The organism is Roseinatronobacter sp. S2 (assembly GCF_029581395.1).
Lineage (GTDB): Bacteria > Pseudomonadota > Alphaproteobacteria > Rhodobacterales > Rhodobacteraceae > Roseinatronobacter.
This window is the reverse complement of the sequence record NZ_CP121113.1, coordinates 2,850,060-2,875,811: the sequence shown is the minus strand read 5'-3', so window position 1 is coordinate 2,875,811 and position 25,752 is coordinate 2,850,060. Positions and strand designations below refer to the sequence as shown.

Below are 25,752 nucleotides of genomic sequence, written 5' to 3'. Positions count from 1 at the left end.
ATCCGTTCCTGATCTGCTCAACCGGGGATGCGTGGGAAGGTCGAAAAAACTTTCTGATCCCAGTGTCTTAGCTGGAGCGAGACCTTGGCGGGCGCTTGATTCAAGGCAGATGGTCGCCCATGTTGCGCAGGCGTGAGAAGTGGATTTCCTGCGCCTATAGCCACCGGGGGATTCAGCCCATCCCAGGGTCCTCCGGTGGCGCTCCTCCTCAATCATGAGTTGATCCCAAGCAGCCCCGTCGCGCATTATGCGAGCAGTAGAAACCTACTGTCTCGCCTCCATGAGGGCAGTACGTTCTCGAACGCGCAGCGCGGCCCAGGGCGGGCACTCTCGGGAAACCGAGGCCCTGGGCCGCGTATCAATCCGACAACGCAAGCCAGAGGACCCAGACCGTCAAGCCGGTCAGGATGAGGTCGTCCAAGATCATGCAACATCATCGAGCAGTTGCGACTCGCTCGCAACTCGGCTTCGGGCGCGTCGTGTCAGGTCTTGCGCTTCGCGCGGTCGTTGTTTAAACGACGTTGCGGGCCCCAATAGCTCAGTTGGTAGAGCACCTGTTTCGTAAATAGGTGGTCGGCGGTTCGAGTCCGTCTTGGGGCACCACCAAAATCACCCATTGCCAAATCACCTTGGGATGAGGCATTGTGACGAACAAAAGCGGAACGCGAAGGCGGCAGGCATGAGGCGATGAGTGCGTATGATCCAAGGGCAATCGCGAACCTGATGCTTGATGAGGCTGAGCGGCACGGCATCAGGATATCGAACCTTGCCCTGCAAAAGCTGCTCTACTTCGCTCATGGCATCTATTTGACTCAGAACAAGCGCCCGCTTGTATCAGGCTACTTTGAGGCTTGGCAGTATGGTCCTGTCCACCCGGCTGTCTATCGAGCCTTCAAGGGGGCGGGATCAGATTCCATTGCAATGCGCGCCGTCGCGAAGGACCCGTTGACGGGAAAGGCGCGCGACCTGCCATTGCCGACAGACAAAGATGTAAGGGGCCTGATTGCCGAGGTGGTCTTGCGCTACGGCAGGTTGTCACCTGGACGCCTTGTTGACCTGTCCCACGCGAAAGGCTCTCCGTGGGATGCGGTGGTAAACAAAGCAAGAACAGAGGTTGCTTTTGGGATGCGAATACCGGATACTGTGATCTCGGAGCGATTCCGACACCACAAGGTGTCCGTGGACGCTACCCCTCGTGCCGGAGAACCGCCTAGTGACGATACGCCCTTTGCCTGACATTGACCTGGCGCGGATCGCCCCGCAGCCAAAAGACATGAAGCGCAGAAGCCTAGAGCAAATGCGCGGTGGTCGCCCGCCATTCTCCTACAAGCCGCTCCGATCCTGTTTTGATGACATATTCAACATTCAACCCGATCTCGACTTCGGCTCAGCCGAGCCGACGCCGTGGGCGACGATTGAGGCGTTGATTGACAAGCGAGGTAGCAGCGAGGTTGAGCGCTTCCACAACAAGCGCGTTGCTCGCGGCCTACATGACTTCGCGACCTCTGGGCGAGTGATCGGACGCAAACATGAGTTCTTCCCGCTTGCGATGGGCGCAGGCCGTAAGGTGACGTTCTGGCAGTCGATGGTTATTGCAATCGACGATGAACCTCATGCGATCTTCATTGAACCGCGCCGGAGCAAAGGCTTGGGCGCGGAGGGTCGGCGTTTCGCTTTTTCGATGATGCACGAGCGCATCCGGGCGGCCGACGAAGACTTTGCCGAAGTTGGCCTCGCAATCGTTCGGTTCGATGAACCGAACGCAGACCGGCGCGCGGCGCGACTCTACACCGACAATGGCGTGACCCTCTACACACTCGACGAATTGGAACAGATGGTCGCTGAAACCTATGAGATGTGGCGGGACGTCTGTGAAGAACGCGAGCGGGATGCGCGCCGCCGCCCGACGGGCACCGACGGCCCCCTTTTCGATCACCCGTAAACTTGAAGGCTGGCGGTTTTGATGAAGTGGATGTTGGTGATCTTGGTTATGGGTGGCGCACCCGTAAAGACAGGGCTCACCTTCGACACGTTGCAAGACTGTCTTGACGCCGAGGATGCGGCAAGGGGCGAGATCGCGGAAGCGTTCAACCGCTGGCGTGACTGGGCAGCGGCAAATTCAGAGCAATCCGGCTACCCAGAGAGCGAACCGTTCATGACGCGCCGGATCGGTATGCAGAACGTCGCAACCTGTATCCCTCACGCACCAGTCCAAGAGTGATGGCGCGCCGTTCGGCCTTGCAACATTCTTGCAACGCACAGTCGAGCCGACAGAAAATCGTTATTTTACAATGGGTTTAGCTGCCAGTCCTGATCATTCGTAATGATGGGGTCGGGGGTTCGAGTCCCTTCAGCGGCACCAGTATTTTATTCTAATAAATTGAAAAGAATAAGATAAACACGTTTTGAGATTAAACGCATCTCTGTGAATATACACTCTTTGACGCTCACCAGGTGGAGCTGGTGAAGAGAGACTCAGTTCGAATACAGCCTCTCTTGCATGGCTCTGAACGCGTTCTTGATCTGAGGCAGATCGCCCAGCTGCGCCTTGGCTTCTCCAACACTCCCAAATCGCGCCGTCAGGAATTGGCCCAGCTTGTCGCTTGCCAGCTCTTTCTCGCCATGGGCCTCATATGCGTTGAGGATGGTGATAAGCAGCGCCTTGATATCCTCGCGTGCATCCGCCTGTGTGTCTTGCTGGCGAACTGCGTCAGCACGGTCATGACGGGTTTTCGGCTCAAGGGTAAAAAGCACATAGGCGAGAACATCAAATAAATCACTGTCGGCCGCGTCTACCAGGCACCGGATATCTTCAAAGCGGTCATCATCATAGCCGCGATCTGCAAGCTGTTGCAGGAACTTTGCGCGACTGTCAGGGTCGCTCCAGACCTGACGCAACTGGTCCTCATCTGCAATCAACCCGGAAAGATCACCCAGCAGCCGTTCCAAGAACTCTTTTGCTGAAATCGGTTTCCCTTCCGGACTCCAATAAGTGGTCGTCGCAAGGTACCGGATGGATCTGATCTTGCCATCACCAAGCTTGATTCGGATTTTCTGTTTGGGCACATCATCGCCATCACCACCCTGCGGATCATCATCAGTCGGTTCGGGTGTGTCTGGCGGCGCGTTCGGCGCTGGACATGGGGGCACCGGATCGATGGGATCGCCATCCCATTCGGGATCGCTGAAGTTTTCATGCGCCTTCACGAAATCCCAGATCGTGAAGAAATCCTTGCCTTCATAGACCCGCGTGCCCCGCCCGATAATCTGCTTGAATTCGATCATTGACCGGATCGGGCGCATCAGGACGATGTTGCGCGCATTGCGCGCATCAACACCGGTAGATAGCTTTTGCGAGGTGGTAAGAACCGTCGGAATGGTCTTGTCGTTATCCTGAAAGTCACGCAGGTGCTGCTCACCTATGGTTCCGTCATCTGAGGTTACACGCACGCAATAGGCGGGATGGGCGCTGTCCTTAACCTGATTGATCAGATCACGCACCAGGGCGGCATGATCCTGCGTCGCGCAGAAGACCAGCGTTTTGTGCCGCTGGTCAATCTGTCCCATGAACTCGCGCACGCGGCTTAGTTCACGTTCATCAATAATGATGCGGGTGTTGAAATCGGATTCGGTGAAGCTTTCGCCGTCTTCGACTTCGCCCTCGATCAGCGTGTCGCTGCCATCAAAAACATAGTCATCAATCGTGCTGGCCATCTGGCGCACCTTGAAGGGTGTCAGGAAGCCATCCTCGATTCCGTCGCGCAGGGCGTAGGTATAAACCGGTTCGCCGAAATAGGCATAGGTATCGGCGTTGTGTTTGCGCCTTGGCGTGGCGGTCAGGCCAAGCTGGCAGGCCGGTTCGAAATATTCCAGCAGCCTGCGCCATTCACTTTCATCCCTGGCACCGCCGCGATGGCATTCGTCGATGATGATGAAATCGAAAAAATCCGGGTCATATTGCTGAAAGACCGGTTCGCCTTCACCCGTCATGAACGTCTGGAAGATGGTGAAGAACAGGCTGGCATTCTTGGGCACCTTGCCGTCATTCTTGCGGATCGTGGCCGGATCAATGCGGGTGATGGCATCGGACGGGAAGGCGCTGAACGAATTATATGCCTGATTGGCCAGAATGTTGCGATCTGCCAGAAACAGGATGCGCGGGCGGCGCACAGGCTTGCCCGTCAGGTTCCACTTGGCCTGAAACAGCTTCCATGCCGTCTGGAATGCAATCGAGGTCTTGCCGGTGCCCGTGGCCAGTGTCAGCAGAATGCGGCGGTTGCCCCTGGCCACGGCATCCAGCGCGGCGGTGATGGCGTTGTGCTGGTAATAGCGCGGCTCCCATTTGCCGCTGTCAATTTCGAAAGGCACAGCGCCGAACCGCGCGCGCCAGTCGTTCCGGTCGGCGAAGGTGCGGTCCCACAGCGCCTGGGGGGTGGGAAAGGGCAAGGCCATCTCGCCTTCGGCACCTGTCACCATGTCGATCTGATACCATGCCAGCCCGTTTGTTGCATAGGCGAAGCGCGCGCCAAGGCGTTGGGCATAATCCTTGGCCTGCGCGACGCCTTCGCGGTGGGACAGGCCCGCGCGCTTGGCTTCGACCACGCCAAGCTTCTGGCCTTTGTGGACCAGCACATAATCCGCCGTCAGCCCGCGCCCGCGTGTGCCAGAGGACTGGATGCGGCCGGGGCAGATCACCTCTCGCCGGACAGTCCCTGCGCCCCAGCCCGCCTGCGCCAGCACAGGATCGATGCGGGTGGCGCGGGTGTCGGCTTCGGTTTCTGTGCTCAGGGTCATGGTTTTCTGTGCTTACTCACATAATTTCGCCACGTTCCCGGGCGTTGCAAGGCATGATCAATCTCATCTGCACTATGGTTGCACATTGAGATTAGCTTGTCGAAAATAAAGCAAAATTTTTCATATGCCGCTGCGCTATTGGCGTCAGAAACACCAAACACGTAACGAGATGGATTTCCTTGCTTTCCGGGTGTCATCAAAACATTGAGGTGAATGATCGGTTTGCCGGTCAACAGGTTTATTGAACTAGCCGTCCACTGGTCGACGATATAACCTTGTAGATGGTCGGCAGACCCATTCTCCCGGCCCAGAAAATATATCAACTTCGTAAAGAACGCAGGGCCAACACCCGGCATATGCCCATTTTCACGGAGTTTTCGAAAACCTTCGTAAGCTTTGTCTCTGCTCAACTCGCCGTCACGAATGCCCTGTGCAATAGTTTTCCAGCCACAATCCGCTGCTTCGAAAAAGCCTTTATGATAGCGCATGTGCATACCGCCCCAGCAGAGGGCAGCAGCGGCGACATCCAAAGTGCCTACATTCTGCTCTTGCGCGATCTGAAAGATTTCATCCCGACCAATACGCCTATTTGGTGGATCGAACCGGGGAACTGTATCCCCTAGACCACTCAGTCCATTGGTAAACGTGCTCCAAGGCTTTCCGCCGGGATCATTGGGGCGCAGTTCATACTTCAGGCTTTCTTTGAAAAAGATGAAATGCTTGGAGTTCTCATCAATCATGTCAATTCCCCCGCAAAGGCTTTCTGCAAGAGCGATTGGCGCAGGTCGTCGAGGTCCTGGAGTTTTGCAGTATATGCTTGCGCAAGCTCGCGGGATTTACCCTCGGCTTTGCGCAAGGTGTCAACAGCCTGGATCTGTTGAGAGATATCAGCAGGGAAGGAAACTTCCAGATCAAGGATCAGTGCTTTTGTCAGTGCCTGCCGCGTGGACCCGTTATCTGCGCCCGTTTTCAGAAGGCCATCCTTGTAGGGTTGGGATGTAAGCATGAAAGCCAAGAACTCTGGCAAAAGCACGGATTGATCTGGTCTGATGATCGAAACGTGCTGATTGACACGCGCCGGCAGGTAGTCGCTAGGGGCGACACAGCACCGCGCCACCGAAGCCCCAGTAATGTTCAGAAGGACATCGCGTTCTTCGACCACCACATTGGACAGCTTTGCAGCTTGGTCATCATCAATAAATGCGAGGTCCTTTGGCCTGAACCACCTGTCATGCACATTCAAACTGCGGATTAACGAAATCCCGTCTGCCTTATACGCTCCTGCGCCGCCTTTTGGGGTGGCGCCGCTACCAACTTTGCTTGTGATCTTGCCAAGCTTGCGCCTGATCCAGTCGCGCGGCGGATCGCCAAAATAATGGGCAAGCTGACGCTCAAACAACTCCCGCGCGTTCTTAAGGTTGGCTTCGGTGTGGGCGCGGGCGCGGGCCAGACCTTCGAACGCCTCATCCAGAACCGCAACAATCCGCCGTTGTTCTTCGAGCGGCGGGAGGGGGACAGAGAATTTTTGAATATCGCCCTTTGAGATGAAAGGTTGTCCAGCGCCGCGCTGGGGTAATTCTACGAAGGTCAGCAGATAGTAAAGAAACACCGGATCACTCACGCCGTCTATGGGCGTTAAAGTAATCGTATTCTTAATTGCGGTGAAGTCTTCCTGTGGGAGAAACATCCGGCCACATTGCGCACCAATTGCGGAAAGGACAGGAGTGTCTTTTTTGTGCTCTGCATGCTCCATCCGTCCATCGCATCCAGCGGCAGAAACTCCCAAAAAAGGGCCGCTAGAGACGTATGCTTTTTTTGTCAGACTGGTGTTCCCCCAATCTACAACAGCGATATCTTTGATCGTGACCCGCTGCCAAGAGTCCCTCACAGCCTCCCCCGAATGTTCTGCAAGATCGCCGCTGTCTCCGCATCGCGGGCCAGCATGTCATCTATAATTGCCTCTGGCGCGCGCAGGGCTGCGGCTTCGGGCGCGTTGGGGTTTTTCACCGACAGATCGCAGGTGGCATCTTCCAGATCGGCCCTGTTCACGATCCAGCTTTTCGGCCCCTGCGCGTGGCTGCGTTGCAGGTCCACAAATTCCGCCAGATCGTCATCATTCAGCGGGTTGGTCTTGCCAAGCGAGCGCCCCGGATCAAGCTGGTAGAACCAGATATTGCGCGTCGCCGCCCCCTTGGTGAAAAACAGCACCACGGTTTTCACCCCCGCCCCCTGAAACGTGCCCTGCGGGCAATCAAGGATCGTGTGCAATTCCGCCGCGTCCAGCAATTCGCGCCGCAGGGCAACGCTGGCATTGTCGGTGTTGGATAAAAACGTGTTCTTGATCACCACCGCCGCGCGCCCGCCCGCGCGCAGCTTGCGGATGAAATGCTGCAAGAACAGGTAAGCCGTTTCGCCCGTGCGGATGGGGAAGTTCTGCTGCACCTCGCGCCGCTCTCCGCCGCCGAAGGGGGGATTGGCAAGGATGATGTCAAAGCGGTCCTTTTCCTGAATGTCCATCACGTTTTCATTCAGCGTGTTGGAATGGATCAGGTTCGGTGTCTCGATCCCGTGCAGGATCATGTTCATGATCCCGATGATATAGGCCAGCCCCTTTTTTTCCTGCCCGAAAAAGGTGCTTGTTTGCAGGGTCTGCCATTCACTGGCGCTGCTGGCGCGGGGGCGCATGTAGTCATAAGCCTCGCACAGAAAGCCCGCAGACCCTACGGCGCCGTCATAGATGCTCTCGCCGATCCGGGGGGCGATCACGCGGATCATGGCGCGGATCAGGGGGCGCGGGGTGTAGTATTCACCCCCATTGCGGCCCGCATTGCCCATGCGCCGGATGCGGGATTCGTAAAGCTGGGACAGCTCATGACGCTGGGCTTGCGTGTTGAAGGCCAGTTCATCAATGGTTTCCAGCACATCGCGCAGGATATAGCCCGAACGGAACTTGTTGCGCAGTTCGGTAAACACCTCGCCGATCTTGTATTCGATGGTGCGCGGGCCGGTTGCACTTTCGCGGAAGCTGGCAAGGTAGGGGAAAAGGTGGTCATTGACGAAGCGGATCAGATCATCGCCGATCAGCGCGCGGTTGTGGTCGAACTTGCCATCGGTCTTGGGCGCGGCCCATTGGTCCCATGTGTAGCGGCCGGTGATGATGGGGGCGTAGTCCTTGCTGTCCAGTTCAGCGCGGTCGCGGCGTTCGGCTTCCAGATCATGCAGGTATTTCAGGAACAAAACCCATGATGTCTGTTCAACATAGTCAAGCTCATTGGCCACGCCTTCTTCATTGCGAAGCTCACGCTCGATTCTGTTGAATGCGCCGTCATACATGCTGCTGCCCCGGAAATTTGCTTTGCAGGTAAATGATCAGCTTGCGGCGCGGGGTGCAAGGTGGAAAGGGTGGGCGCTGCGATCAGGGCGGTGTCCGTGCATGGCAACAAAAGCGGCATTTGGTCTTGAGTCGTCCTTGCGTGGGGCGCCTATGGTTTTGCCTTGCCGCTGTCAAGTTTCAGCAGGTAATCCAGCGACAGCCGCCCCGGTCCCTGTGCCACCGTGACCAACAGGGCCGCCGCCCAAAGCCCGTGTGTCACCCATGCGTCCGGAAAGACAAAAATCTGGATGACGGCAGTCATGATCAGCAACCCCAGCGCCGAAAACCGCGCAAACACCCCCAATATCAGCAGGATCGGCAAGATGTGTTCTGCGAGCGTGGCAAGCACTGCGGCAGGCGCATGCGGGATCAAGGGCAGCGCATAGACATGCTCGAACAGGAAATAGGTCGAGTCCTTGATCGAAAACCCATCAACCTTGGTGCGCGCGGATTGCCAGAATACCATTGCGGGAAAGACCCGCGCGGCGAAGGCGACCAGATCGTGCGGCATATAGCCCCCCAGCGCGTTTATCCGGCGGACCAGATCACGGCTGTGGGCGGTGATGGTCTGGTGGGGCGTCGTCCGTGCAGAATGGGTCATCTTTGCGCTCCTGTATCTGTATCTGTGTCTATGATCAGCCCGTGACGCAGCAACAGGGTCAGGGCGGGGGTCGGGTCGGCGTTGCCAGCGGCCAGGCCGAGTGTTTCGCCGTCAAACAGCGCCGAGAGCACTGCAAATGTGTCCGGCTCAATGCGTTCAACGATCACGGTGAAATCCGGCGTCCGCGCGATCAGCGCGTGATCCGGGCCGGGCACCAGCGGCGCGCGCGCAGCGCCGGTCTGATGGGATTGCCATATTTGCACGGCCGGCAAAGACGAGGTGAACAACAGGGCGGACGGGTGCAGGGCCAGTCGCAGCGATTCCAGATGCGCAACATCCAGTGCGTCCGGTGCGACCGGATCAGCATCCGCCGCATGACAGGCGCGGCCACGGGCATATTCAAGCCGCGCCACATCGCCCAGAAAGGGCAGGTGCGCGACCGGCGGGAACCCATCCAGAAAACCCGCAAAGCTTGCCCCCCAGCGCAACATGACAGGGTCTTTGGGCGGGAATTGCGCGATATAGACGCGCGCCATCGCGGTGAAGAACGCGGCCCCGACAAGCTGTTCGATCACCGGAAACCGCGCGGCAAGGGCGCGGGTCAGGCTGTGCTGGACATTGTTGCGATAGACCTTGAAGCGCTGCGCAATCTCGTTTGGGTCAGGCGCAGTGATCCCGGCAGGCGGCGCTGGCCCCCAAAGGGCCGCGTTAAAAGCGGCCTCTGTCTTGGAATGGGACGGATCACGCAGCACGGGACTGCCTGCCCTTGGCCCGCGCAAGCGCCGCTTTGGCGCGGGCGGCTTCGGTCAACAGCGTTGCGAAATCCGGCACATCGGTATCCCATTCGATCAGCGTGGGCAGTGGGCCGGTCTGTTCCAGAACAAGCGCGTAAAGTGCCCAGACGGGGTCTGCGACCGGCGCGCCGTGGCTGTCGATCAACAGCGGGCCTGACGGCAAATCTTCGGTATCATGCCCGGCCAGATGAATTTCGCCCACGGCGGTCAACGGGAACGCCGCCAGATAGGCCCGCGCGTCGAAGCGGTGGTTGGTGGCCGAGACAAAGACATTGTTAATGTCCAGCAGCAGCCCGCAGCCGGTGCGCCGAGTAATTTCAGTCAGAAAATCCGTCTCGGACCATGTGGACTGCTCGAATGTGACATATGTGGCCGGATTTTCCAACAACATCCGGCAGCCAAGGCGGTCCTGCACCTGATCAATATGGGTGCAGATCGTGGTCAGTGTTTCCTGCGTGTAGGGCAAGGGCAGCAGGTCATTAAGCCACGCAGCCCCGTGGCTGGACCATGCAAGATGCTCGGAAAAACTCTCTGGCTGATAGCGGTCTATCAGCTGCCGCAAACGGTCAAGATGGGCAGGGTTCAGCCCCTGCGCACCACCAATCGACAGCCCGACGCCGTGAAGTGACAGCGCATGATCCGCGCGCAGGGCGGTCAGCATTGCATGGGGTGCCCCACCATCGCCCATGTAATTCTCGGCATGGACTTCAAAGAAGCCGACTGCGCCCGGCTGGGCCATAATCGCGTGAAAATGTTCCGGCTTGAAGCCAAGCCCGGTTGTGTGGGGAAGCTGTGACATGCGGCACTCCTGAAAGAAGACAGGGGGGCGGGATCAGGCCCCGCACCCCGAACACGGGTCACGCGGGCGGCAGGTCGCGATCCAGTTCTTCCAGCGATCCCATGCGGGCTGTCCCGTCGGCCATTGCTGGCAATTCGATCTCGGTGCAGGTGCCTGCTGCAACCAGTGTCCAGGCGTTGCCCTGATAATCCACAGTTGATGTGCCCGAGCAGGTGGTGCCGGGGCCTGCGGCGCAGTCATTCGCACCTGCAAGCGAGATGCCAAAGCATTTTTCCATGGTGGCGGATTGTGCAGTCGCGTGCCCGCCTGCAAGTGTCAGTGCGGTGGCCAGAGACGCCGCGAGCGGAAGGGCCAGTGATTTGGTTGTCATGAATTCAAACTCCTGTTGGTGGGTGCACCAGTGCAGTCCCAAACGGCGTTACGCGGCAGGATGTGCGCCCGTTACGCCAATCACGCGGTCGTGATCCCGTGGGCTGGAAATAAGCGTTTCTGAAAATCCGAAGGCCGTTCTATGTAACAAGCCTGATGCGCAAACCGAAAAGAGGACTGAACAGCGTGGCTGATCTTGATGCCCTGGAGGACCTTATGCGCGCGGCAAATCGCGGCGATTCCGCCGCATATCTCCGCTTGTTTACCGCGATCACACCGGTTTTGCGCAAGGTCGTGCGCGCCCGTGGCGCGGCACTGGGGCACGCGGGATGCGAGGATGTGTTGCAAGATGCGCTGCTGGCGATCCACAGCAAGCGTCATACATGGCGCGAGGACGCCCCCTTGCGACCGTGGCTGTATGCGATTGCGCGGCACAAGGTGATCGATGCGTTTCGGGCGCGTGGCAGACATATCGAATTGTCGATTGATGAATTTGCCGAAGGGCTGCCTGCGGCGGCCGGGCCTGACCCGACGGATGGGCGCGACATGGACAAGGTGCTTGGACAGTTGGATCCGCGCGCCGCCGAGATCGTGCGCGCTTTCGGCCTGAACGGAGAGACGACCGCAGAGACGGCGGCGCGGCTGGACATGTCCGAAGGCGCTGTCCGCGTGGCCCTGCACCGGGCGCTAAAAGCCATCGCGCGGCTGCGTGAAAGGATGATCGAATGAAAACCGAAGATCTTATTCTGGCGCTATCGGCGGACACCTTGCCACAGAAATCCGTGGCACAGCAACTTGCCCGTGCAATGCCGGTCGCGACCCTGATATCCATCGCCGCGTTTCTTGTATTCTGGGGGCCAAGGCCCGATATCTGGGACGCATTAGGGTCGGCGGCAGTGCTGAAAACACTCCTGCCGCTGGGCTTTGTGGTCATGGCCGCAGCCTTGGCGCTTGCGCTGACGCATCCGGGCGCGCGGCAGGACATTCGCGCCGCAGCGCTTGGCCTGTTCGCCATTCTGGTGATTGGTGCCTTTGCAACGGCCCTGCTGAACGCGGGCTTCGCAGGGCTGATTGCGGCGCTTTCCACGCCCAGCCTTCTGACATGTCTGATATCGATCCCGGTTCTGGCGTTGCCTGTTCTTGTCGCGGTGTTCTGGGCGTTGTCATCAGGCGCAGCGTTGCGCCCCAGGCTGACGGGTGCCGTGGCCGGGTCGATTGCGGGCGGATTGGCGGCATCAGTCTATTCGATCTACTGCGACAAGGACATGATCCTGTTTGTGGTCCCTGCCTATTGTGCCGCCATTGCATCCGTCGCGGTCATAGGTGCGCTTCTTGGTCCGCGCCTGCTAAGATGGTAAGGATGACGTCCATTCTTGTTGACATAAATGTGAACTTGAAACTACATTTGCTGATATTCGCAAACCGAAAGGTCAAGCAATGCGCCGTGCAGTATTGGCTTTAACCGCATTTTTGGCGCTGTCTGCATGCATGGAGGGAACACCGGGCGATGTTGCGTCCAGAAGTTCGGCGGCCCCGCCCAAGTTCTTCATCGCACAGACACTTGGACCATCCTGCGCAGTTGATGAGCGCGGCAATGGGCGCAGCCAGTCGGCGGCAGCGGCAGCACTTGCCCGTCTCAACACGAACAGCGCGCGCTATGTCGCGGATCTTCGGCGCTCTACGTCGCTGACGGTAAATCACGAAGCATATAGCGCAAACTGGCAGCCCGTGCTTTTCAACAGTTATGCCGCGGCAGCCACCGCAGATGCACCCCTTGCCCGCACAATCATTGATGGCCTGAAGCAACTGGCACGCAACCAGCGCTATCTGAACGAGCCGGGGTTGCTGACGCGCGCCCAGGCAATGCAGGGACCGCCGTGCTATTCGCAAGGGGCGAATACACCTTGTCCGGCCCATACCCCACGGTTTGTCGCACGGATGTATGCCAATCTTCTGATATCTGCTGCGGTTCTAGAGTCGTTTATGTCAGATGATGACCGTCAGGTATTGATCCCATGGTTTGATCAGGGCTATCGAAAATTTGTCGCACCGGAACTGGCGGCAGATCCGGGCGGTGTTTATGATTTCGCAAATATGGGTCTGACGCGGCTTGCTTATGCAGCCCTGAAGAAAGACATGGGCCTTGCACAACGGGAATTGTCTGCCCGCCGCAATGATTTTCTGAAACATATAGAGGCTTCGGGGTATATCAGCGAAAACTCCTACAGGGGGGTGCGCGGTTTCTGGTATCACACCTATGGGCTTGATCCGGCACTGTCTTATGCGCTTGTTGCCCGCGAATGGGGCGTCAATTACTTCACCGATCCCAGACTCGGCCCGCGCCTTGCGGCTGCTGTTCAGAAAACAGAGCTGGGAATTCGCGACCATGCGGCCTTTCGGGCAGTTGGAAACCGTGGCTCCAGTTTCAGCACTGACCCTGCGGACAGACTTGATTTTGTGCATCAATATGCCCTTAACCTTTATGCGATCGCCGCGCGGGAATTTGGCGTTCGCCTGCCGCCAAGCCCGATGCATCAACGACTGTCCAGGTTGGAACGTTATTCGACAATATCGGGGCTGTCAGCGCGCTGCTATTACAGCAATCGCTAAAATGTCCGGAATTGTGAATGGGGCGGGGCCGGTTTTAGCATGATCACGGCTGCATAGATGGCCCCGCCCCATATCCGGGCCAAAGCTTGGAACGCGAACGCATGGCCGCCGGTCGAACCTGACCTGATGCGCAAATGCGGCGATCTGCGAAGTATTCCAGTGACCGGCACAGCAGGACATTTCCGGTCAATCGTCCCCATTCGCCCGGGTTCCACGGTCTTTCAGACAAATCCGCAGGATTTGCCGGTTCGCTTTGTGTCAGCTTGACAGGGTAATGCTGCCGATGAAAGTGACCCCATGCCGAAATATACCACCCGCCAAAGCTACCTGGAGCGTTTGAACCGCGTCGATGACTATATTCACGCCCATCTTGACGCTGATCTTTCGATTGAGCGATTGGCCGAGGTCGCGTGTCTGTCACCATATCACTGGAGCAGAATTTACGCCGCGATGCGTGGGGAAACTGTTGCGGTGCGCATCCGTCGGCTAAGGTTACAACGCGCGGCGGACCGTCTGGCCAACACCGACATTGCATTGGACAGAATTTCGGAACTGGCCGGATACAGCTCCACAGATACGTTCGGGCGCGCCTTTCGTGATGCGTTTGGCGAACCCCCCGCACAGTATCGGGCGTTGGGGAAACACGCCGCCTTCAAGCAGGCTATCAGCACATGTGATGCAAGGTGCTTTCCGGTTTCAGTCGTGACATTGCCTGACCAACGCTGCGCTGGCGTTGATCATATCGGCTCATATATGCGGATAGACCATGCCATGGGCCGACTGTTTACCGCGCTTTCGAAGCAAGGCACCCTGCCGGAAGTTCCGTCAATGATCGGTGTGTTCTTCGACGACCCCGATCTGGGCGAGGAAGCGGCGCTGCGCTCGCGGGCTTGCATGCCCGTTGGCAATGATGTTGCAATTAACACGCCGCTGGCCGCGACAATGCTGAAGGGCGGGCTTTATGCGAAGCTGAACTATACCGGCCCCTACGCCGCCATGCGCGATGCCTATCGCTGGCTGCTTGGCACATGGCTGCCCGCTTCGGGATATGAGCCTGGCGATGCGCCGGTTTTCGAGGTGTATCTCAATGACCCCGGCCAGGTTCCCCAAAGCGAATTGCGCACTGACATCCATTTGCCGCTGAAAGCCCCGCAATGACCCCGCCCCGGATGCCGCACAATGTTGCTGATGCGTTTGCGCGCCTTCCCGTGCCGGTAAAGGCACGCCTCCTCGATATTCGATGTTTGATTTTCCAACTCTCTGACAGGATGGAAACGATTGGCCCGCTGACCGAAACACTCCGATGGGGCGAGCCCGCCTATCTGACGCAAACCAGCAAAAGTGGCACGACAATTCGTCTGGGTCGCACAAGATCAGCGCCGCAGGATGCCGCCATCTTTTTCAACTGCCAGACATCGCTGGTCGGGGAGTTTCGGATGCAGTTTGCAGATGAATTTCGCTTTGACAAGAACCGTGCTGTCATCATCCCCCATGAACGGCCATTGCCGGAAAACGCTGTAAGGTTTTGCCTTTGCAGGGCGCTGCGCTATCACTTGCGTTGCGGTCCTTCTTTTGGCTGAGGCGGCGTGAAACACCCAATTATGATATGTTTCCCGCGATAGGAGTGTGCATTTAAGTAGGGATTCATTGACGGGGTGGATGACGACCAGACCATGCCGTTTTCGCGACAAGCCTGAGGGGTGAAATGCCAAGGATCATCTGGTTCGGGTGGTGGATCTGTTTGTCGGTCAACCTGATCTGGCGGACCTTGGCTTCGCGCGCGGGACATGCCCGGATCGGGCGGCGCGCATACGATCCGTCAATTCTGCCGAAGCGGTTATCTAAACGCTATTGCCTTCAGCCGCAGGCCGGGGCGCGTAGCGATATTTGTCTGCTTGGCCGGGTGTATGAACCCAGACATGCCAGAACACCGCTTCCTGAACCGTCACAGCACCAACCGATTCTGGGCGCGAAAGGTTAGACATATCGGCCCATGCCGGGCGTGACTCCATCAAGACCGGACGATCCGTGTGGCCCGCTTCGGCGTGGCCCGCTGCGCCGAGGTCAAAGCCCTCTTCACTTCCGGCTTCAGATAGTTGATCTTAAACGGCAGCAATCGGTTGGCGGGAAAAGCGCGCATGGCATTTTACGCATTCTATGTTGCGCTTTATGCACAGATTGCTGTCGGGATCACCTTCATGCCCCTCTGGCTGAAGGCCCAGGGGCTTAGCGAGGCGACCGTCGGAATGTGCATGGCAGCGGCAGCAATCATTGCCGTTGTCATCAACCCGTTGGTCGGCACGTTCGCTGACCGCACGCGCCTGAACAAGGCGATCCTTGTCGCGCTTGTCATCGGCGCGACATTTGCGACGCTTGCTTTGACTGCAAGCAGCGGCGCGCTCGCGGTTGTCATGGTATTCCTGATGTATCGGGCGCTTATTTCACCGCTCGTGCCATTGGCTGAATCGATCCTGATTGCGAATCTGTCCGCTTACAGGCTGGATTTCGGTCAGGTGCGGGCCTGGGGTTCCGCATCCGTTGTCGCCACGACCCTGCTTTGCGGGGTCCTTGTTGACTGGTTCGACACAAGGGTGATCCTTTATCTGCTCCTTGTGATCCTGCTGGCGAAGATTGTTACATCAAACACCCTCCCGGCCCGGGCGCGCGGTGCCCAGCCTGCAATCACGACCACCGTAATCCTGCGTGCCCTGCGCAATCGTGGCTTCCTATTGCTGCTTGGAAGTGCTGCGATTTCCCAGGCATGCCATGGCGTCTTTTATGCATTCAGCACTTTCCGCTGGCTGGAGGCAGGACATTCAACTTCAGTCATCGGCATTTTCTGGGGCCTGGGCGTCGGGGTCGAGATTGTTGCCTTCGCATTCGGCAAACGCATCACCGCGCGCCTTGCACCGGGGAAGATCATTCTTATCGCCTGTATTGCGGGCATTCTGCGCTGGGGCATTTTCGGCCTGTCGGCAGAACTTGCGCCGACGCTTGTTGTTCAGGTCCTGCAAGGTGCCACGCTTGGCCTCGGGCAAGTCGGCGTCGCGTCCTATATGCGGCACAACATTGCGCCACAGTTTCTTTCAAGTGCAACGGGCGTCTATTATGCCGCCGCAGGACTGATTACAGCGCTGGCCATTCTGGCGGGCGCGCAGCTTTATCCGATCGGCAGCGGCTATGTTTTCATCTTCACTGCGTCGCTTTGCGCATTTGGCGCAGTTGTTGCCACCTTGATGGTGGACAGGACACGCCGCAGTGACGAAGGCGATGTCTAACGCGCATCGCGGGGTTCGGAAAGAACAAGGGGCGGAAGCGGGCATCAAACAGACCATTCCCGCGACAGAACGCACCCTGCAGTGCGGGCGCGCTTACAGGGCCGATCCAGACCGTCATCATTTCGCCCCATGCACGCCGGCCTGTAGGGCCAACCCGCAAGACCAGCCCGCAAGACCAGCCCGCAAGACCAGCCCGCAAGAAATGACAAACAGTCGCAGCTTGATTTCGGTTTTCGCCCGAATAATGACGCTTCTGGATCACCAAGGTAATCTGCGTTAGGTCACAAGGCAGGTCAGCGCACCGACCACCCTCAGGAGCATCCGCGCATGAAACGCTACTCCGCCTTCGCCATCGCCAGAGAGGCGCTTCGCCAGCACAAGGGCTGGTCCCACGCCTGGGCCAGTCCCGAACCGGGCAGTTCCTATGATGTGGTCATTGTGGGCGCGGGTGGGCATGGTCTGGCTACGGCCTATTATCTGGGCCGCAATTTCGGCATCACCAATGTGGCCGTCATTGACAAAGGCTGGCTTGGCGGTGGCAATACCGGACGCAATACCACCATCATCCGCTCGAATTACCTGCAAGACCCGTCAGCGGCATTGTATGAGAAATCACGCGCGCTGTTTGAAACCCTGTCGCAGAATCTGAACTATAACGTCATGTTCAGCCCGCGCGGGGTGATGATGCTGGCCCAGACCGAACATGAAAAACGCGGCTATCTGCGCACCGAACGCGCGAATGCCTTGCAAGGGGTGCAAACGCGCTTCATCCAGCCCGCCGAGGTCAAGAAACTGGTGCCGATCATCAATCTGGACGGGCCGCGCTATCCTGTGCTGGGTGCGCTGTGGCAGGCGCGCGGCGGCACGGCGCGTCATGATGCGGTGGCGTGGGGGTTTGCGCGGGCGTGTTCCGACATGGGCATGCATATTATCGAGCAATGCGCGGTCACCGGTGTCGAGGCCGCGGGCGGGCAGGTCACCGCCGTCAACACCACCAAGGGCACGATCAGTTGCAAGAAGCTGGGCATCGTGGTTGCGGGGCATTCGGGCGCGCTGGCAGATATGGCGGGCTTTCGCCTGCCGGTCGAATCCGTGGCGCTTCAGGCGCTGGTGTCCGAACCGGTCAAGCCCTGCATGGATGTGGTGGTCATGGCCAACACGGTGCATGGCTACATGTCGCAATCCGACAAGGGCGAAATGGTCATCGGCGGCGGCGCGGACGGGTTCAACAACTACACACAACGCGGATCATGGCACCATATTGAAGAAACCGTGCGCGCGCTGGTGGAAACATTCCCCATGATCTCACGCCTGAAAATGCTGCGCCAATGGGGCGGCATTGTCGATATGACAGGCGACCGCTCGCCCATCATTTCCAAAACGCCGCTTGGGAACTGCTTCATCAATTGCGGCTGGGGCACAGGGGGCTTCAAGGCCACGCCGGGGTCGGGCTGGGCCATGGCCGAACTGATCGCCAAGGGAGAGCCGGGACCACTGGCCGCCGAATTTTCCATGACCCGCTTCCGCGAGGGGCGCTTTATTGATGAAAGCGTGGCAGCGGGGGTGGCGCATTGATGCCGGAGCACCCCTCACGCCTCATTCATTCTGGTGGAAATATCCCGGGGTCCGGGGCAGCGCCCGGCCTTCCCCGAAGGAGGAACAATGCTCATCCTGACCTGCCCCTGCTGCGGCGTCACCGCCGAGGAAACCGAATTCAGCCCCGGCGGAGAGGCGCATCTGAAGCGCTATGGTCCGGGATCGCCGGATCGCGATTACGAATCCTACATGTTCAACCGCAAGAACCCGCGCGGGGTGCATTTTGAACGCTGGCGTCATGCCTATGGCTGCGGCAAGTGGTTTCTGGCGGCGCGCTGCACGATGACACTGGAAGTGTTCGGGACCTATCCCGCGCAGACCACCGAACCCCCTGCCGATATCATAGCCGCGATCAAGGCCAGACGCCCCGAATGGGAGGGTTTTGCATGAGCCATCGTTTGCCCAAGGGCGGGCGGTTGATCGACCGCAGCAAGTCGCAGAACTTCACCTTCAACGGCAAATCTATGGCCGGGTTTCAGGGCGACACGGTCGCGGCCAGCCTGCTGGCCAATGACCAGATGTTGCTGGGCCGGTCGTTCAAATACCACCGCCCGCGCGGGGTTGTGGCAGCGGGCGCGGAAGAACCCAATGCCCTGCTGGGCCTTGGGCAGGGCAACCGGTATGAACCGAACCAAAGTGCCACGACCACCGAATTGTTCGACGGGCTGGAAGCTGTCAGCCAGAACCACTGGCCCTCTCTGGAATTTGACCTGCTCTCGGTCAATAATCTGGTGCCGCAATTTCTGACGGCGGGGTTTTATTACAAGACATTCCTGCGCCCGCGCGCGTTCTGGAAACATGTCTATGAACCCCTCATCCGCCGTTCTGCCGGTCTGGGCAAGGCGCCTGCGCCTGATGCGCGCGATCCTGATCGTTATGAACAGATTTATGCATTCACTGATATTCTGGTTCTTGGCGGTGGCATTGCGGGGCTACAGGCCGCACTGGCTGCGGGGCAAAGCGGGGCCAAGGTCACGTTGTGGGAACAGACGGCCCATTGGGGCGGGCGCGCGCCTGTGGATGGCGCACAGATCGACGGCCAGCCCGCGCAGGACTGGATCAATGCCACTGTTGCGCGGCTGCACGCCATGGACAATGTGCAGCTGCGCACCCGTTGCATGGGGGCGGGGGTGCATGATCATGGCTATGTGCTGGGCTATGAACGTGTGGCCGACCATATGCCGGGCGCTGATACGCCCCGCCACCGTCTGTGGCGCATGCGCGCGCGCCAGATCATCACTGCCACAGGGGCGATTGAACGCCCGCTGTCATTCGCGGGCAATGATGTGCCGGGTGTGATGCTGGCCAGCGCGCTGCGTGACTATATTGTGAATTATGCTGTCGCACCGGGTGCGCGTATTGTTGTTGTCACCAATAATGATGATGCCTATCGCAGTGCCATTGCCGCGCATGACGCAGGGCTTGATGTGGCCGCAATCATAGACCCCCGCGCCGTTGCGTCGGGCGATCTGCCCGCGTGTGCGCGCGCTTTGGGGATAGAGGTTCTGGAAGGCCGCGCCATCCGCAAGGTCAAGGGGGGCAAGCGCGTGACAGGCGTGGAAATCTGCCGTCAGGACAGCAGCGGCGGCGCGGTTGAACGCAGCATAGACTGCGACGCGGTCGCCATGTCGGGCGGCTGGTCGCCTGTGGTGCATCTGTGGTCGCATTGCGGCGGCAAGCTGATCTGGGACGAGGCAGGCAGCTATTTCCGCCCCGACCCTGCGCGCCCGCCACTGGGCGCGGATGGGGCGGGGTTTGTGCGCGCCTGCGGGGCGGCCAATGGCGAATTGCTTGATGTCCTGAGCGATGCCCATCGCTGCGCGCGCATGGCCGCGCAGGCAGTGGGGGCAAACGGCCAGCCCGATGCGGCCCCGCAGGCCATCGCACCGGCTGAGGCCCCGATGCAACCTGTCTGGATGATGCCCGCGCAGGCCAGCTATGATTTGCGCATGAAAATGTGGCTGGATTACCAGAATGATGTGAAAGTGTCCGACGTGCAGCTTTCTGCGCGCGAAGGGTATCAATCGGTCGAACATACCAAGCGCTACACCACCCTTGGCATGGCAACAGATCAGGGGAAGCTTAGTAATATCAATGGTCTGGCCATCCTGTCCGACGCGCTGGGCCAGCCCATTCCGGCAACCGGCACAACCACTTTCCGCCCGCCCTATACGCCCATTTCCATTGCTGCCATCGCGGGAGAGGCGCGCGGCGCGATTTTCCAGCCCCTGCGGCGCAGTCCTGTGCATGACTGGCACACTGTCAATGGCGCGGATTGGGAACCTGTGGGCCAATGGCGGCGGCCATTCGCCTATGTGCGCGGGGGGGAGACGCGTCATGATGCCGTCAACCGCGAGGTGAAGAACACCCGCGAAAATGTGGGCCTTCTGGATGCGTCCACCCTTGGCAAGATACTTGTGCGCGGGCCGGATGCAGGCCGTTTTCTGGACATGCTTTATACCAACATGATCAGCACGCTGAAGCCCGGCAAATGCCGCTACGGGCTGATGTGCAATGAAAACGGGTTCCTGATGGATGATGGCGTTGTCGCGCGGCTTGACGCGGACAGTTTCCTTGTGCACACCACCAGCGGCGGGGCGGATCATATTCATGCATGGATGGAAGACTGGCTGCAATGCGAATGGTGGGACTGGCGGGTTCACACCGTCAACCTGACCGAGCAATTCGCCCAATTCGCGGTCGTCGGCCCCAAAGCGCGCGTGTTGCTGGACCGCCTTGGCGGGATGGATGTCAGCCGCGATGCGCTGCCCTTCATGGAATGGCGCGACGGCACGCTGGCTGGGTTTGACGCGCGCGTGTTCCGCATCAGTTTTTCAGGCGAGCTGTCGTTTGAAATTGCCGTGCCCGCAGGGCAGGGGCGCGCCTTCTGGGACCGCCTTGTGGACGAAGGGGCCGATCTGGGCCTTATGCCTTACGGGACCGAAGCGCTGCATATTCTGCGCGCGGAAAAAGGCTTTATCATGATCGGGGATGAAACAGATGGCACGGTCATCCCGCAGGATCTGGGGCTTGATTGGGCCATCAGCAAGAAAAAGGCCGATTTTCTGGGCAAGCGGGGTATGGAACGCGAAGCCATGGTAAACCCGGATCGCTGGAAACTGGTGGGCGTTGAAACGCTGGACGGGCAGGTTTTGCCGCATGCCGCGCTGGCCGTGACGGGTGGCAAGAACGCCAATGGACAGGCGCAAACCGAAGGGCGCGTCACATCGACCTATTATTCCGCCAATCTGGGGCGTGGCATTGCCATGGCGCTGGTCAGGAACGGGCCGGACCGCATGGGCGATGTGCTGACATTTGCAGGTGACGGCGGCAAGGACATCAAGGCGCGGATCATTGATCCCGTGCTGATCGACAAGGAAGGCGCGAAGCAAAATGTCTGACAGGGAAACCAGCGCGCTGCCGGGCGCGCATTTCGCAGGCTTCGTCACTGTGTCCGAGGCGGGCTTGCGCGGCATGATCACCTTGCGCGGGGATTTATCATCAGGCGCGATTGCGGGCGCGGTGAAGGATGTGATGGATCTGGACATGCCCGCACAGCGCTGTGTGAACAGTGCCGGTGACATGGCGGCGGCATGGATGTCACCTGATGAGCTGTTACTGATGCTGCCCTATGATCAGGCGGGGGCCGTGGCGGACACGCTGGCACAGGCGCTGGCAGGTGAATTTGCGACCGTGGCAAATGTGTCGGATGCAAGGGCAGTATTCACGCTGCAAGGGGCGGGCGCCCTTGATGCGCTGGCCAAAATCTGCCCCGTGGATTTCAGCGAATTTGACCAAGGTGAGATACGCCGCACCCGCGCGGCACAGGTGGCGGCTGCGGTCTGGATGTCGGGCGCAGATCAGGTGACGGTGGTGTGCTTCCGGTCGGTCGCACAATATATGTTTGATCTGTTGTCTGCGGCGGCTGCACCCGGTTCTGAACCCGCGCTTTATACCTGACAAATCAGGGCGGTCGGCAGGAATCCGCGCTGTGCCCCTTGACGTTCATGCCCTCAAGGCTCTTATTCAGGGCAGTCGCGAACCAATAACCGAAAAGAGGTAGACCATGGCTTTCGAACTTCCTGACCTTCCGTATTCGCATGATGCGCTGGCCGATCTGGGCATGAGCCGCGAAACACTGGAATTCCACCATGACATTCACCACAAGGCCTATGTCGACAATGGCAACAAGCTGATTGCCGGCACCGAATGGGAAGGCAAATCGGTGGAAGACATCATCACCGGCACCTATCAGTCCGGTGCCGTGGCACAAACCGGTATTTTCAACAATGCCAGCCAGCACTGGAACCATGTGCAGTTCTGGGAAATGATGGGTCCGGGCACTGGTGGCATGCCGGGCGAGCTGGCGAGTGCGCTGACCGAAAGCTTCGGGTCCGTGGACAAGTTCAAGGAAGAATTTTCCGCAGCAGGGGCCGGTCAGTTCGGGTCGGGCTGGGCTTGGCTGGTCAAGGACAAGGACGGGTCGCTGAAGGTCACCAAGACCGAAAACGGCGTGAACCCGCTATGCTTTGGTCAAACCGCACTGCTGGGCTGCGATGTGTGGGAGCACAGCTATTACATTGACTTCCGCAACAAGCGCCCTGCTTATCTGAGCAACTTTCTTGAAAAGCTGGTCAACTGGGAAAATGTGGCGTCACGCATGTGATTTCTGCGCCAGTGCAATGCCAAAGGGGTGCCCGTTCGGGCGCCCCTTTTTTGTTGGGTGCATGGGGTATATGTGATGGCCCTGCAAGGCTGTCTTGTATGGCGCGAAGATGCCCAAAGGCGCGGAATCAAGGCCGCAGGCCGCCGCGCCATCGGCGGGCCGTCCCGCGGCCTGCCGATTACTCTGATGGCAGTCCAAGCTATTGATCATGGGAGTATGCAGCCCGCATAAAGTGAACTTCACTGGCGGCGGACCGGCAGACCCCGGCCCACCGATGGCGCGGGCTTTATCCAAGCACCAACGTCCCCTTCAGTCAAAAACCAACCACACGCCCTGCACTCAGGGCAGTATCTGCAACCAGACCCAGCCCGTGACAATCACGCCCGCCGTCCCGATCAGCACCGAGGACGCCGCCACACGTTTTGCGCGGCCATAAAGATTGGCAAAGACATAGGCGTTCACCCCCGGTGCCATCGCGGCCGTGACCACGGCGGACCGCATGCCTTGCGTGCCAACCCCCAGCAGATGCGCCAGCCCGAAGGTGATGGCCGGATGCACGATCAGCGACAAGCCAACAACAAACCCGATGGTGCGCAAATCGCCTTCGGGGCGGTAGCGATACAGCACCCCGCCAAGCCCGAACAGCGCCGCAGGCAGGGCCGCGCGCACCATCATGTCCAGCGCCTGATCCATGACACCGGGAATGGGCAGCCCCGACAGGTTGACGATAAACCCCAAGGCGATTCCAATCACCAGCGCGTTGCGGAACATCGCCTTCAGCACCCGCGCGCCGGTATCGCGCAGCCGCCCGCCACGGTTGCGCACCAGTTCCATGGCGGTAATGCCAATTCCGTAGCAGATGGGCGAATGCACCGCGATGATGGCAAAGTTCGCGGCCAGTGCATCGAACCCGTAGGCGCGTTCGGTGATCGGCAGCCCCAGCAGCAGCGAATTTGAAAACAACGCGACAAAGCCGATGGCCACGCAATCTTCCCAATCGCGGCGGAAAAGCCAGCGCGCCCCCGCAAACCCAAGCGCGAAGCAGATGATTGCCCCCGCATAGAAGCTGGCCAGCAGCCGCAGATCAAACTCCTGCCCCAGATCCAGCCGCGCGATGGCCACGAACAGCAAGCAGGGAATGGCGAAATTCTGGGTAAACAGCACCACGCCATCAACATGGGCATCCGTGATCAGCTTGCGCCAGCGCGCGACATAGCCAAAGCCGATAATCAGGAAAACCGGCAAAATGACATTCGCCAGCGCCTGCATCAGATATCCAGCCGCAGCACCATACCGTCATAGGCAGGGGTCACATTTTCAGGCGTTTCCGTGTCTACGCTGGCATAGTCCAGATCGATATGCATGTTCGTCAGCACCGCTTGTTTCGGGGTGGCGCGCGTAATCCAGCCCAGCGTCATGTCCAGATGTGCATGAGTCGGGTGTGGTTTGCGGCGCAAGGCATCTACAATCCAGATATCCAGCCCCTGTAGCAGGGTCCAGCTTTCAGCGTAGATTTCCACCACATCAGGGGTATAGGCCAGCCCGCCTGCCCGAAAACCAAGCGCATCGATGGACCCGTGGTTTAGGCGCATCGGGTGCAGCACCAACGCGCCGCCTGCGCCATCAATGGTGATGGCCCCGTCAATCGTGTGCATGTCCAGAATCGGCGGGTAGGGTGACCCCACCGGCTGGGTGAACGCATAGCCAAAGCGCGAATAAAGCGCATCCTGCGTCGCGCCATCGGCCCAGACGGCCAGACGCTGGCCTGTGTTGAACACCAATTGGCGCAAATCATCTATGCCATGCACATGATCGGCATGCGCATGGGTGAACACCACCGCATCCAGCCGCCCGATACCCGCATCCAGCAGTTGCGCGCGCATGTCGGGGGATGTGTCGATCAAAACCTGCGTACGCCCCCCCGCATCGTTGATACGTTCCAGCAGCAGTGAACAGCGGCGGCGCGTGTTGCGGGGGTTTACAGGGTCGCAATCCCCCCAATGCCCACCCAGACGCGGCACACCGCCCGACGATCCGCAGCCCAGAATGGTGGCGCGTAATTCCGCCATTATGCGGCCTTCCAGAACAGGCGGTCAAAATTTGCCGACGTGGCTGCGGCAAAATCGGCATACTCCATGCCGAACGCCTGCGCTGCGATTTGCGCAGTATGCACCGTGTATGCCGGTTCATTGCGCCTGCCGCGAAAGGGGGGCGGGGCCAGATAGGGGGCGTCGGTTTCCACCAGAATACGGTCCAGCGGGGCGGCCGTGAAAATATCGCGCAAGGCGGCGCTTTTGGGAAAGGCCGCAATGCCCGACATGGACAGATAAAACCCCAGATCCAGCGCCGCGCGCGCCAGTTCCGCACTGGATGAAAAGCAATGCATCACGCAATCATAGGGGTCTGCGCGGTATTCATCACGCAGAATGCGGGCCATATCGTCATCAGCGTCGCGGGCGTGAATGATCAGCGGCAGGCGCGTCTGGCGCGCGGCTTCGATATGGATACGCAGGCTTTCTTGCTGCACGTCCTTGCTGTCGGCAGTGTAGTGATAATCCAGCCCTGTTTCGCCAATGCCCACCATTTTCGGATGCGCTGCCAGTTTCACCAGTTCGGCAACGCTTGCCATGGGTTCATCTGCCACACTCATCGGGTGGGTGCCTGCGGCAAAGAACACGCTGTCATAGGTTTCGGCAATGGCCTGAACCTGCGGCAGGTTACGCAGTTTGGTGCAGATGGTGACCATACGCGTGACACCGGCCGCATGTGCGCGGTCAATCACAGCGTCCAGTTCTACCGAGAGTTCGGGGAAATCAAGATGGCAATGGCTGTCAACGATCTGGGGTTGGGGCATGAACACTCCGCGCGTGTG

The 25,752-nt window shown here is 59.1% G+C and carries 25 protein-coding genes and 1 tRNA gene; 15 read left to right on the top strand and 11 right to left on the bottom strand.

Annotated elements, in window-relative coordinates:
• Positions 1-527 precede the first annotated feature (527 nt).
• From P8S53_RS13785 to P8S53_RS13770, 4 genes are all read left to right on the top strand, one after another.
• Positions 528-603, top strand: a tRNA-Thr gene (locus P8S53_RS13785).
• Positions 604-687: 84 nt separating this feature from the next.
• Positions 688-1,236, top strand: a complete 549-nt coding sequence (locus tag P8S53_RS13780; protein WP_277804543.1) for a Panacea domain-containing protein — start codon at positions 688-690, stop codon at positions 1,234-1,236.
• Complete coding sequence (locus P8S53_RS13775) at positions 1,229-1,942, top strand: hypothetical protein (protein ID WP_277804542.1); 714 nt, start codon at positions 1,229-1,231, stop codon at positions 1,940-1,942. Before P8S53_RS13780 ends, P8S53_RS13775 begins: the two co-directional genes overlap by 8 nt.
• Before the next feature lie 21 nt (positions 1,943-1,963).
• Positions 1,964-2,221 (top strand): hypothetical protein, encoded by a 258-nt coding sequence (locus tag P8S53_RS13770; RefSeq protein ID WP_277804541.1) that lies wholly within the window; start codon positions 1,964-1,966, stop codon positions 2,219-2,221.
• A gap of 254 nt (positions 2,222-2,475) precedes the next feature.
• Here the strand turns inward: P8S53_RS13770 and hsdR are convergent, their stop codons facing one another.
• The 8 genes from hsdR to P8S53_RS13730 form a co-directional block, all read right to left on the bottom strand.
• Positions 2,476-4,794 (bottom strand): EcoAI/FtnUII family type I restriction enzme subunit R, encoded by a 2,319-nt coding sequence (gene hsdR, locus P8S53_RS13765; RefSeq protein ID WP_277804540.1) that lies wholly within the window; start codon positions 4,792-4,794, stop codon positions 2,476-2,478.
• On the bottom strand, positions 4,791-5,534 hold the full coding sequence (locus P8S53_RS13760; RefSeq protein ID WP_277804539.1) for a hypothetical protein: 744 nt from the start codon (positions 5,532-5,534) through the stop codon (positions 4,791-4,793). The genes hsdR and P8S53_RS13760 overlap by 4 nt, the downstream gene beginning before the upstream one ends.
• Positions 5,531-6,682, bottom strand: a complete 1,152-nt coding sequence (locus tag P8S53_RS13755; RefSeq protein WP_277804538.1) for a restriction endonuclease subunit S — start codon at positions 6,680-6,682, stop codon at positions 5,531-5,533. The genes P8S53_RS13760 and P8S53_RS13755 overlap by 4 nt, the downstream gene beginning before the upstream one ends.
• Positions 6,679-8,127 (bottom strand): N-6 DNA methylase, encoded by a 1,449-nt coding sequence (locus P8S53_RS13750; protein ID WP_277804537.1) that lies wholly within the window; start codon positions 8,125-8,127, stop codon positions 6,679-6,681. The genes P8S53_RS13755 and P8S53_RS13750 overlap by 4 nt, the downstream gene beginning before the upstream one ends.
• Positions 8,128-8,276: 149 nt before the next feature.
• Entirely contained in the window at positions 8,277-8,768 is a 492-nt protein-coding gene (locus P8S53_RS13745) for a DoxX family protein (protein ID WP_277804536.1), read from the bottom strand.
• Entirely contained in the window at positions 8,765-9,520 is a 756-nt protein-coding gene (locus tag P8S53_RS13740; protein ID WP_277804535.1) for a DUF2063 domain-containing protein, read from the bottom strand. Before P8S53_RS13740 ends, P8S53_RS13745 begins: the two co-directional genes overlap by 4 nt.
• Positions 9,510-10,361 (bottom strand): DUF692 domain-containing protein, encoded by an 852-nt coding sequence (locus tag P8S53_RS13735; RefSeq protein WP_277804534.1) that lies wholly within the window; start codon positions 10,359-10,361, stop codon positions 9,510-9,512. Before P8S53_RS13735 ends, P8S53_RS13740 begins: the two co-directional genes overlap by 11 nt.
• A 58-nt stretch (positions 10,362-10,419) precedes the next feature.
• Complete coding sequence (locus P8S53_RS13730; protein ID WP_277804533.1) at positions 10,420-10,731, bottom strand: DUF2282 domain-containing protein; 312 nt, start codon at positions 10,729-10,731, stop codon at positions 10,420-10,422.
• Positions 10,732-10,916: 185 nt separating this feature from the next.
• Between P8S53_RS13730 and P8S53_RS13725 the strand changes: the two genes are divergently transcribed.
• The 11 genes from P8S53_RS13725 (at position 10,917) to P8S53_RS13675 (ending at position 22,880) form a co-directional block, all read left to right on the top strand.
• A complete protein-coding gene (locus P8S53_RS13725) occupies positions 10,917-11,459 on the top strand; it encodes a sigma-70 family RNA polymerase sigma factor (protein WP_277804532.1) in 543 nt (180 codons plus the stop codon).
• Positions 11,456-12,088: a DUF1109 domain-containing protein gene (locus P8S53_RS13720; protein ID WP_277804531.1), complete on the top strand. Its 633-nt coding sequence runs from the start codon at positions 11,456-11,458 to the stop codon at positions 12,086-12,088. The genes P8S53_RS13725 and P8S53_RS13720 overlap by 4 nt, the downstream gene beginning before the upstream one ends.
• 130 nt (positions 12,089-12,218) lie before the next feature.
• Entirely contained in the window at positions 12,219-13,340 is a 1,122-nt protein-coding gene (locus P8S53_RS13715) for an alginate lyase family protein (RefSeq protein WP_277804530.1), read from the top strand.
• 297 nt (positions 13,341-13,637) lie between these two features.
• The gene (locus P8S53_RS13710) at positions 13,638-14,498 is read left to right on the top strand and encodes a GyrI-like domain-containing protein (protein ID WP_277804529.1); all 861 of its coding nucleotides are present in this window, start codon (positions 13,638-13,640) and stop codon (positions 14,496-14,498) included.
• A 50-nt stretch (positions 14,499-14,548) separates the two neighbouring features.
• Positions 14,549-14,920: a hypothetical protein gene (locus P8S53_RS13705; protein ID WP_277804528.1), complete on the top strand. Its 372-nt coding sequence runs from the start codon at positions 14,549-14,551 to the stop codon at positions 14,918-14,920.
• A 558-nt stretch (positions 14,921-15,478) separates the two neighbouring features.
• The gene (locus P8S53_RS13700; RefSeq protein WP_277804527.1) at positions 15,479-16,618 is read left to right on the top strand and encodes an MFS transporter; all 1,140 of its coding nucleotides are present in this window, start codon (positions 15,479-15,481) and stop codon (positions 16,616-16,618) included.
• Positions 16,619-16,945: 327 nt separating this feature from the next.
• Positions 16,946-18,193 carry a sarcosine oxidase subunit beta family protein gene (locus P8S53_RS13695; protein WP_277804526.1) on the top strand — a complete coding sequence of 416 codons (1,248 nt, stop codon included), beginning with the start codon at positions 16,946-16,948 and terminating at the stop codon, positions 18,191-18,193.
• Between the two features lie 87 nt (positions 18,194-18,280).
• Positions 18,281-18,604 (top strand): sarcosine oxidase subunit delta, encoded by a 324-nt coding sequence (locus tag P8S53_RS13690; protein ID WP_277804525.1) that lies wholly within the window; start codon positions 18,281-18,283, stop codon positions 18,602-18,604.
• Positions 18,601-21,615 (top strand): sarcosine oxidase subunit alpha family protein, encoded by a 3,015-nt coding sequence (locus P8S53_RS13685; RefSeq protein WP_277804524.1) that lies wholly within the window; start codon positions 18,601-18,603, stop codon positions 21,613-21,615. The genes P8S53_RS13690 and P8S53_RS13685 overlap by 4 nt, the downstream gene beginning before the upstream one ends.
• On the top strand, positions 21,608-22,174 hold the full coding sequence (locus P8S53_RS13680; protein WP_277804523.1) for a sarcosine oxidase subunit gamma: 567 nt from the start codon (positions 21,608-21,610) through the stop codon (positions 22,172-22,174). The genes P8S53_RS13685 and P8S53_RS13680 overlap by 8 nt, the downstream gene beginning before the upstream one ends.
• Positions 22,175-22,280: 106 nt before the next feature.
• Positions 22,281-22,880, top strand: a complete 600-nt coding sequence (locus P8S53_RS13675; RefSeq protein WP_277804522.1) for a superoxide dismutase — start codon at positions 22,281-22,283, stop codon at positions 22,878-22,880.
• 339 nt (positions 22,881-23,219) lie between these two features.
• On the opposite strand, the gene P8S53_RS13670 is transcribed toward P8S53_RS13675, so the two are convergent.
• From P8S53_RS13670 to P8S53_RS13660, 3 genes are read right to left on the bottom strand one after another with little or no spacing between them, the layout of a single operon-like run.
• Positions 23,220-24,149, bottom strand: coding sequence for an AEC family transporter (locus P8S53_RS13670; protein WP_277804521.1), 930 nt, complete (start codon positions 24,147-24,149; stop codon positions 23,220-23,222).
• Complete coding sequence (locus P8S53_RS13665) at positions 24,149-24,949, bottom strand: MBL fold metallo-hydrolase (RefSeq protein ID WP_277804520.1); 801 nt, start codon at positions 24,947-24,949, stop codon at positions 24,149-24,151. The genes P8S53_RS13670 and P8S53_RS13665 overlap by 1 nt, the downstream gene beginning before the upstream one ends.
• Complete coding sequence (locus tag P8S53_RS13660) at positions 24,949-25,734, bottom strand: TatD family hydrolase (RefSeq protein ID WP_277804519.1); 786 nt, start codon at positions 25,732-25,734, stop codon at positions 24,949-24,951. The genes P8S53_RS13665 and P8S53_RS13660 overlap by 1 nt, the downstream gene beginning before the upstream one ends.
• Positions 25,735-25,752: the final 18 nt, after the last annotated feature.

Excerpts from the sequence above, each read along its gene's own strand:
- P8S53_RS13780 (WP_277804543.1), top strand. The coding sequence starts at position 688 with ATGAGTGCGTATGATCCAAGGGCAATCGCGAACCTGATGCTTGATGAG.
- P8S53_RS13770 (WP_277804541.1), top strand. The coding sequence starts at position 1,964 with ATGAAGTGGATGTTGGTGATCTTGGTTATGGGTGGCGCACCCGTAAAG.
- hsdR (WP_277804540.1), bottom strand. The coding sequence starts at position 4,794 with ATGACCCTGAGCACAGAAACCGAAGCCGACACCCGCGCCACCCGCATC.
- P8S53_RS13760 (WP_277804539.1), bottom strand. The coding sequence starts at position 5,534 with ATGATTGATGAGAACTCCAAGCATTTCATCTTTTTCAAAGAAAGCCTG.
- P8S53_RS13750 (WP_277804537.1), bottom strand. The coding sequence starts at position 8,127 with ATGTATGACGGCGCATTCAACAGAATCGAGCGTGAGCTTCGCAATGAA.
- P8S53_RS13745 (WP_277804536.1), bottom strand. The coding sequence starts at position 8,768 with ATGACCCATTCTGCACGGACGACGCCCCACCAGACCATCACCGCCCAC.
- P8S53_RS13735 (WP_277804534.1), bottom strand. The coding sequence starts at position 10,361 with ATGTCACAGCTTCCCCACACAACCGGGCTTGGCTTCAAGCCGGAACAT.
- P8S53_RS13730 (WP_277804533.1), bottom strand. The coding sequence starts at position 10,731 with ATGACAACCAAATCACTGGCCCTTCCGCTCGCGGCGTCTCTGGCCACC.
- P8S53_RS13720 (WP_277804531.1), top strand. The coding sequence starts at position 11,456 with ATGAAAACCGAAGATCTTATTCTGGCGCTATCGGCGGACACCTTGCCA.
- P8S53_RS13715 (WP_277804530.1), top strand. The coding sequence starts at position 12,219 with ATGGAGGGAACACCGGGCGATGTTGCGTCCAGAAGTTCGGCGGCCCCG.
- P8S53_RS13710 (WP_277804529.1), top strand. The coding sequence starts at position 13,638 with ATGCCGAAATATACCACCCGCCAAAGCTACCTGGAGCGTTTGAACCGC.
- P8S53_RS13700 (WP_277804527.1), top strand. The coding sequence starts at position 15,479 with ATGGCATTTTACGCATTCTATGTTGCGCTTTATGCACAGATTGCTGTC.
- P8S53_RS13695 (WP_277804526.1), top strand. The coding sequence starts at position 16,946 with ATGAAACGCTACTCCGCCTTCGCCATCGCCAGAGAGGCGCTTCGCCAG.
- P8S53_RS13690 (WP_277804525.1), top strand. The coding sequence starts at position 18,281 with ATGCTCATCCTGACCTGCCCCTGCTGCGGCGTCACCGCCGAGGAAACC.
- P8S53_RS13685 (WP_277804524.1), top strand. The coding sequence starts at position 18,601 with ATGAGCCATCGTTTGCCCAAGGGCGGGCGGTTGATCGACCGCAGCAAG.
- P8S53_RS13680 (WP_277804523.1), top strand. The coding sequence starts at position 21,608 with ATGTCTGACAGGGAAACCAGCGCGCTGCCGGGCGCGCATTTCGCAGGC.
- P8S53_RS13675 (WP_277804522.1), top strand. The coding sequence starts at position 22,281 with ATGGCTTTCGAACTTCCTGACCTTCCGTATTCGCATGATGCGCTGGCC.
- P8S53_RS13670 (WP_277804521.1), bottom strand. The coding sequence starts at position 24,149 with ATGCAGGCGCTGGCGAATGTCATTTTGCCGGTTTTCCTGATTATCGGC.
- P8S53_RS13665 (WP_277804520.1), bottom strand. The coding sequence starts at position 24,949 with ATGGCGGAATTACGCGCCACCATTCTGGGCTGCGGATCGTCGGGCGGT.
- P8S53_RS13660 (WP_277804519.1), bottom strand. The coding sequence starts at position 25,734 with ATGCCCCAACCCCAGATCGTTGACAGCCATTGCCATCTTGATTTCCCC.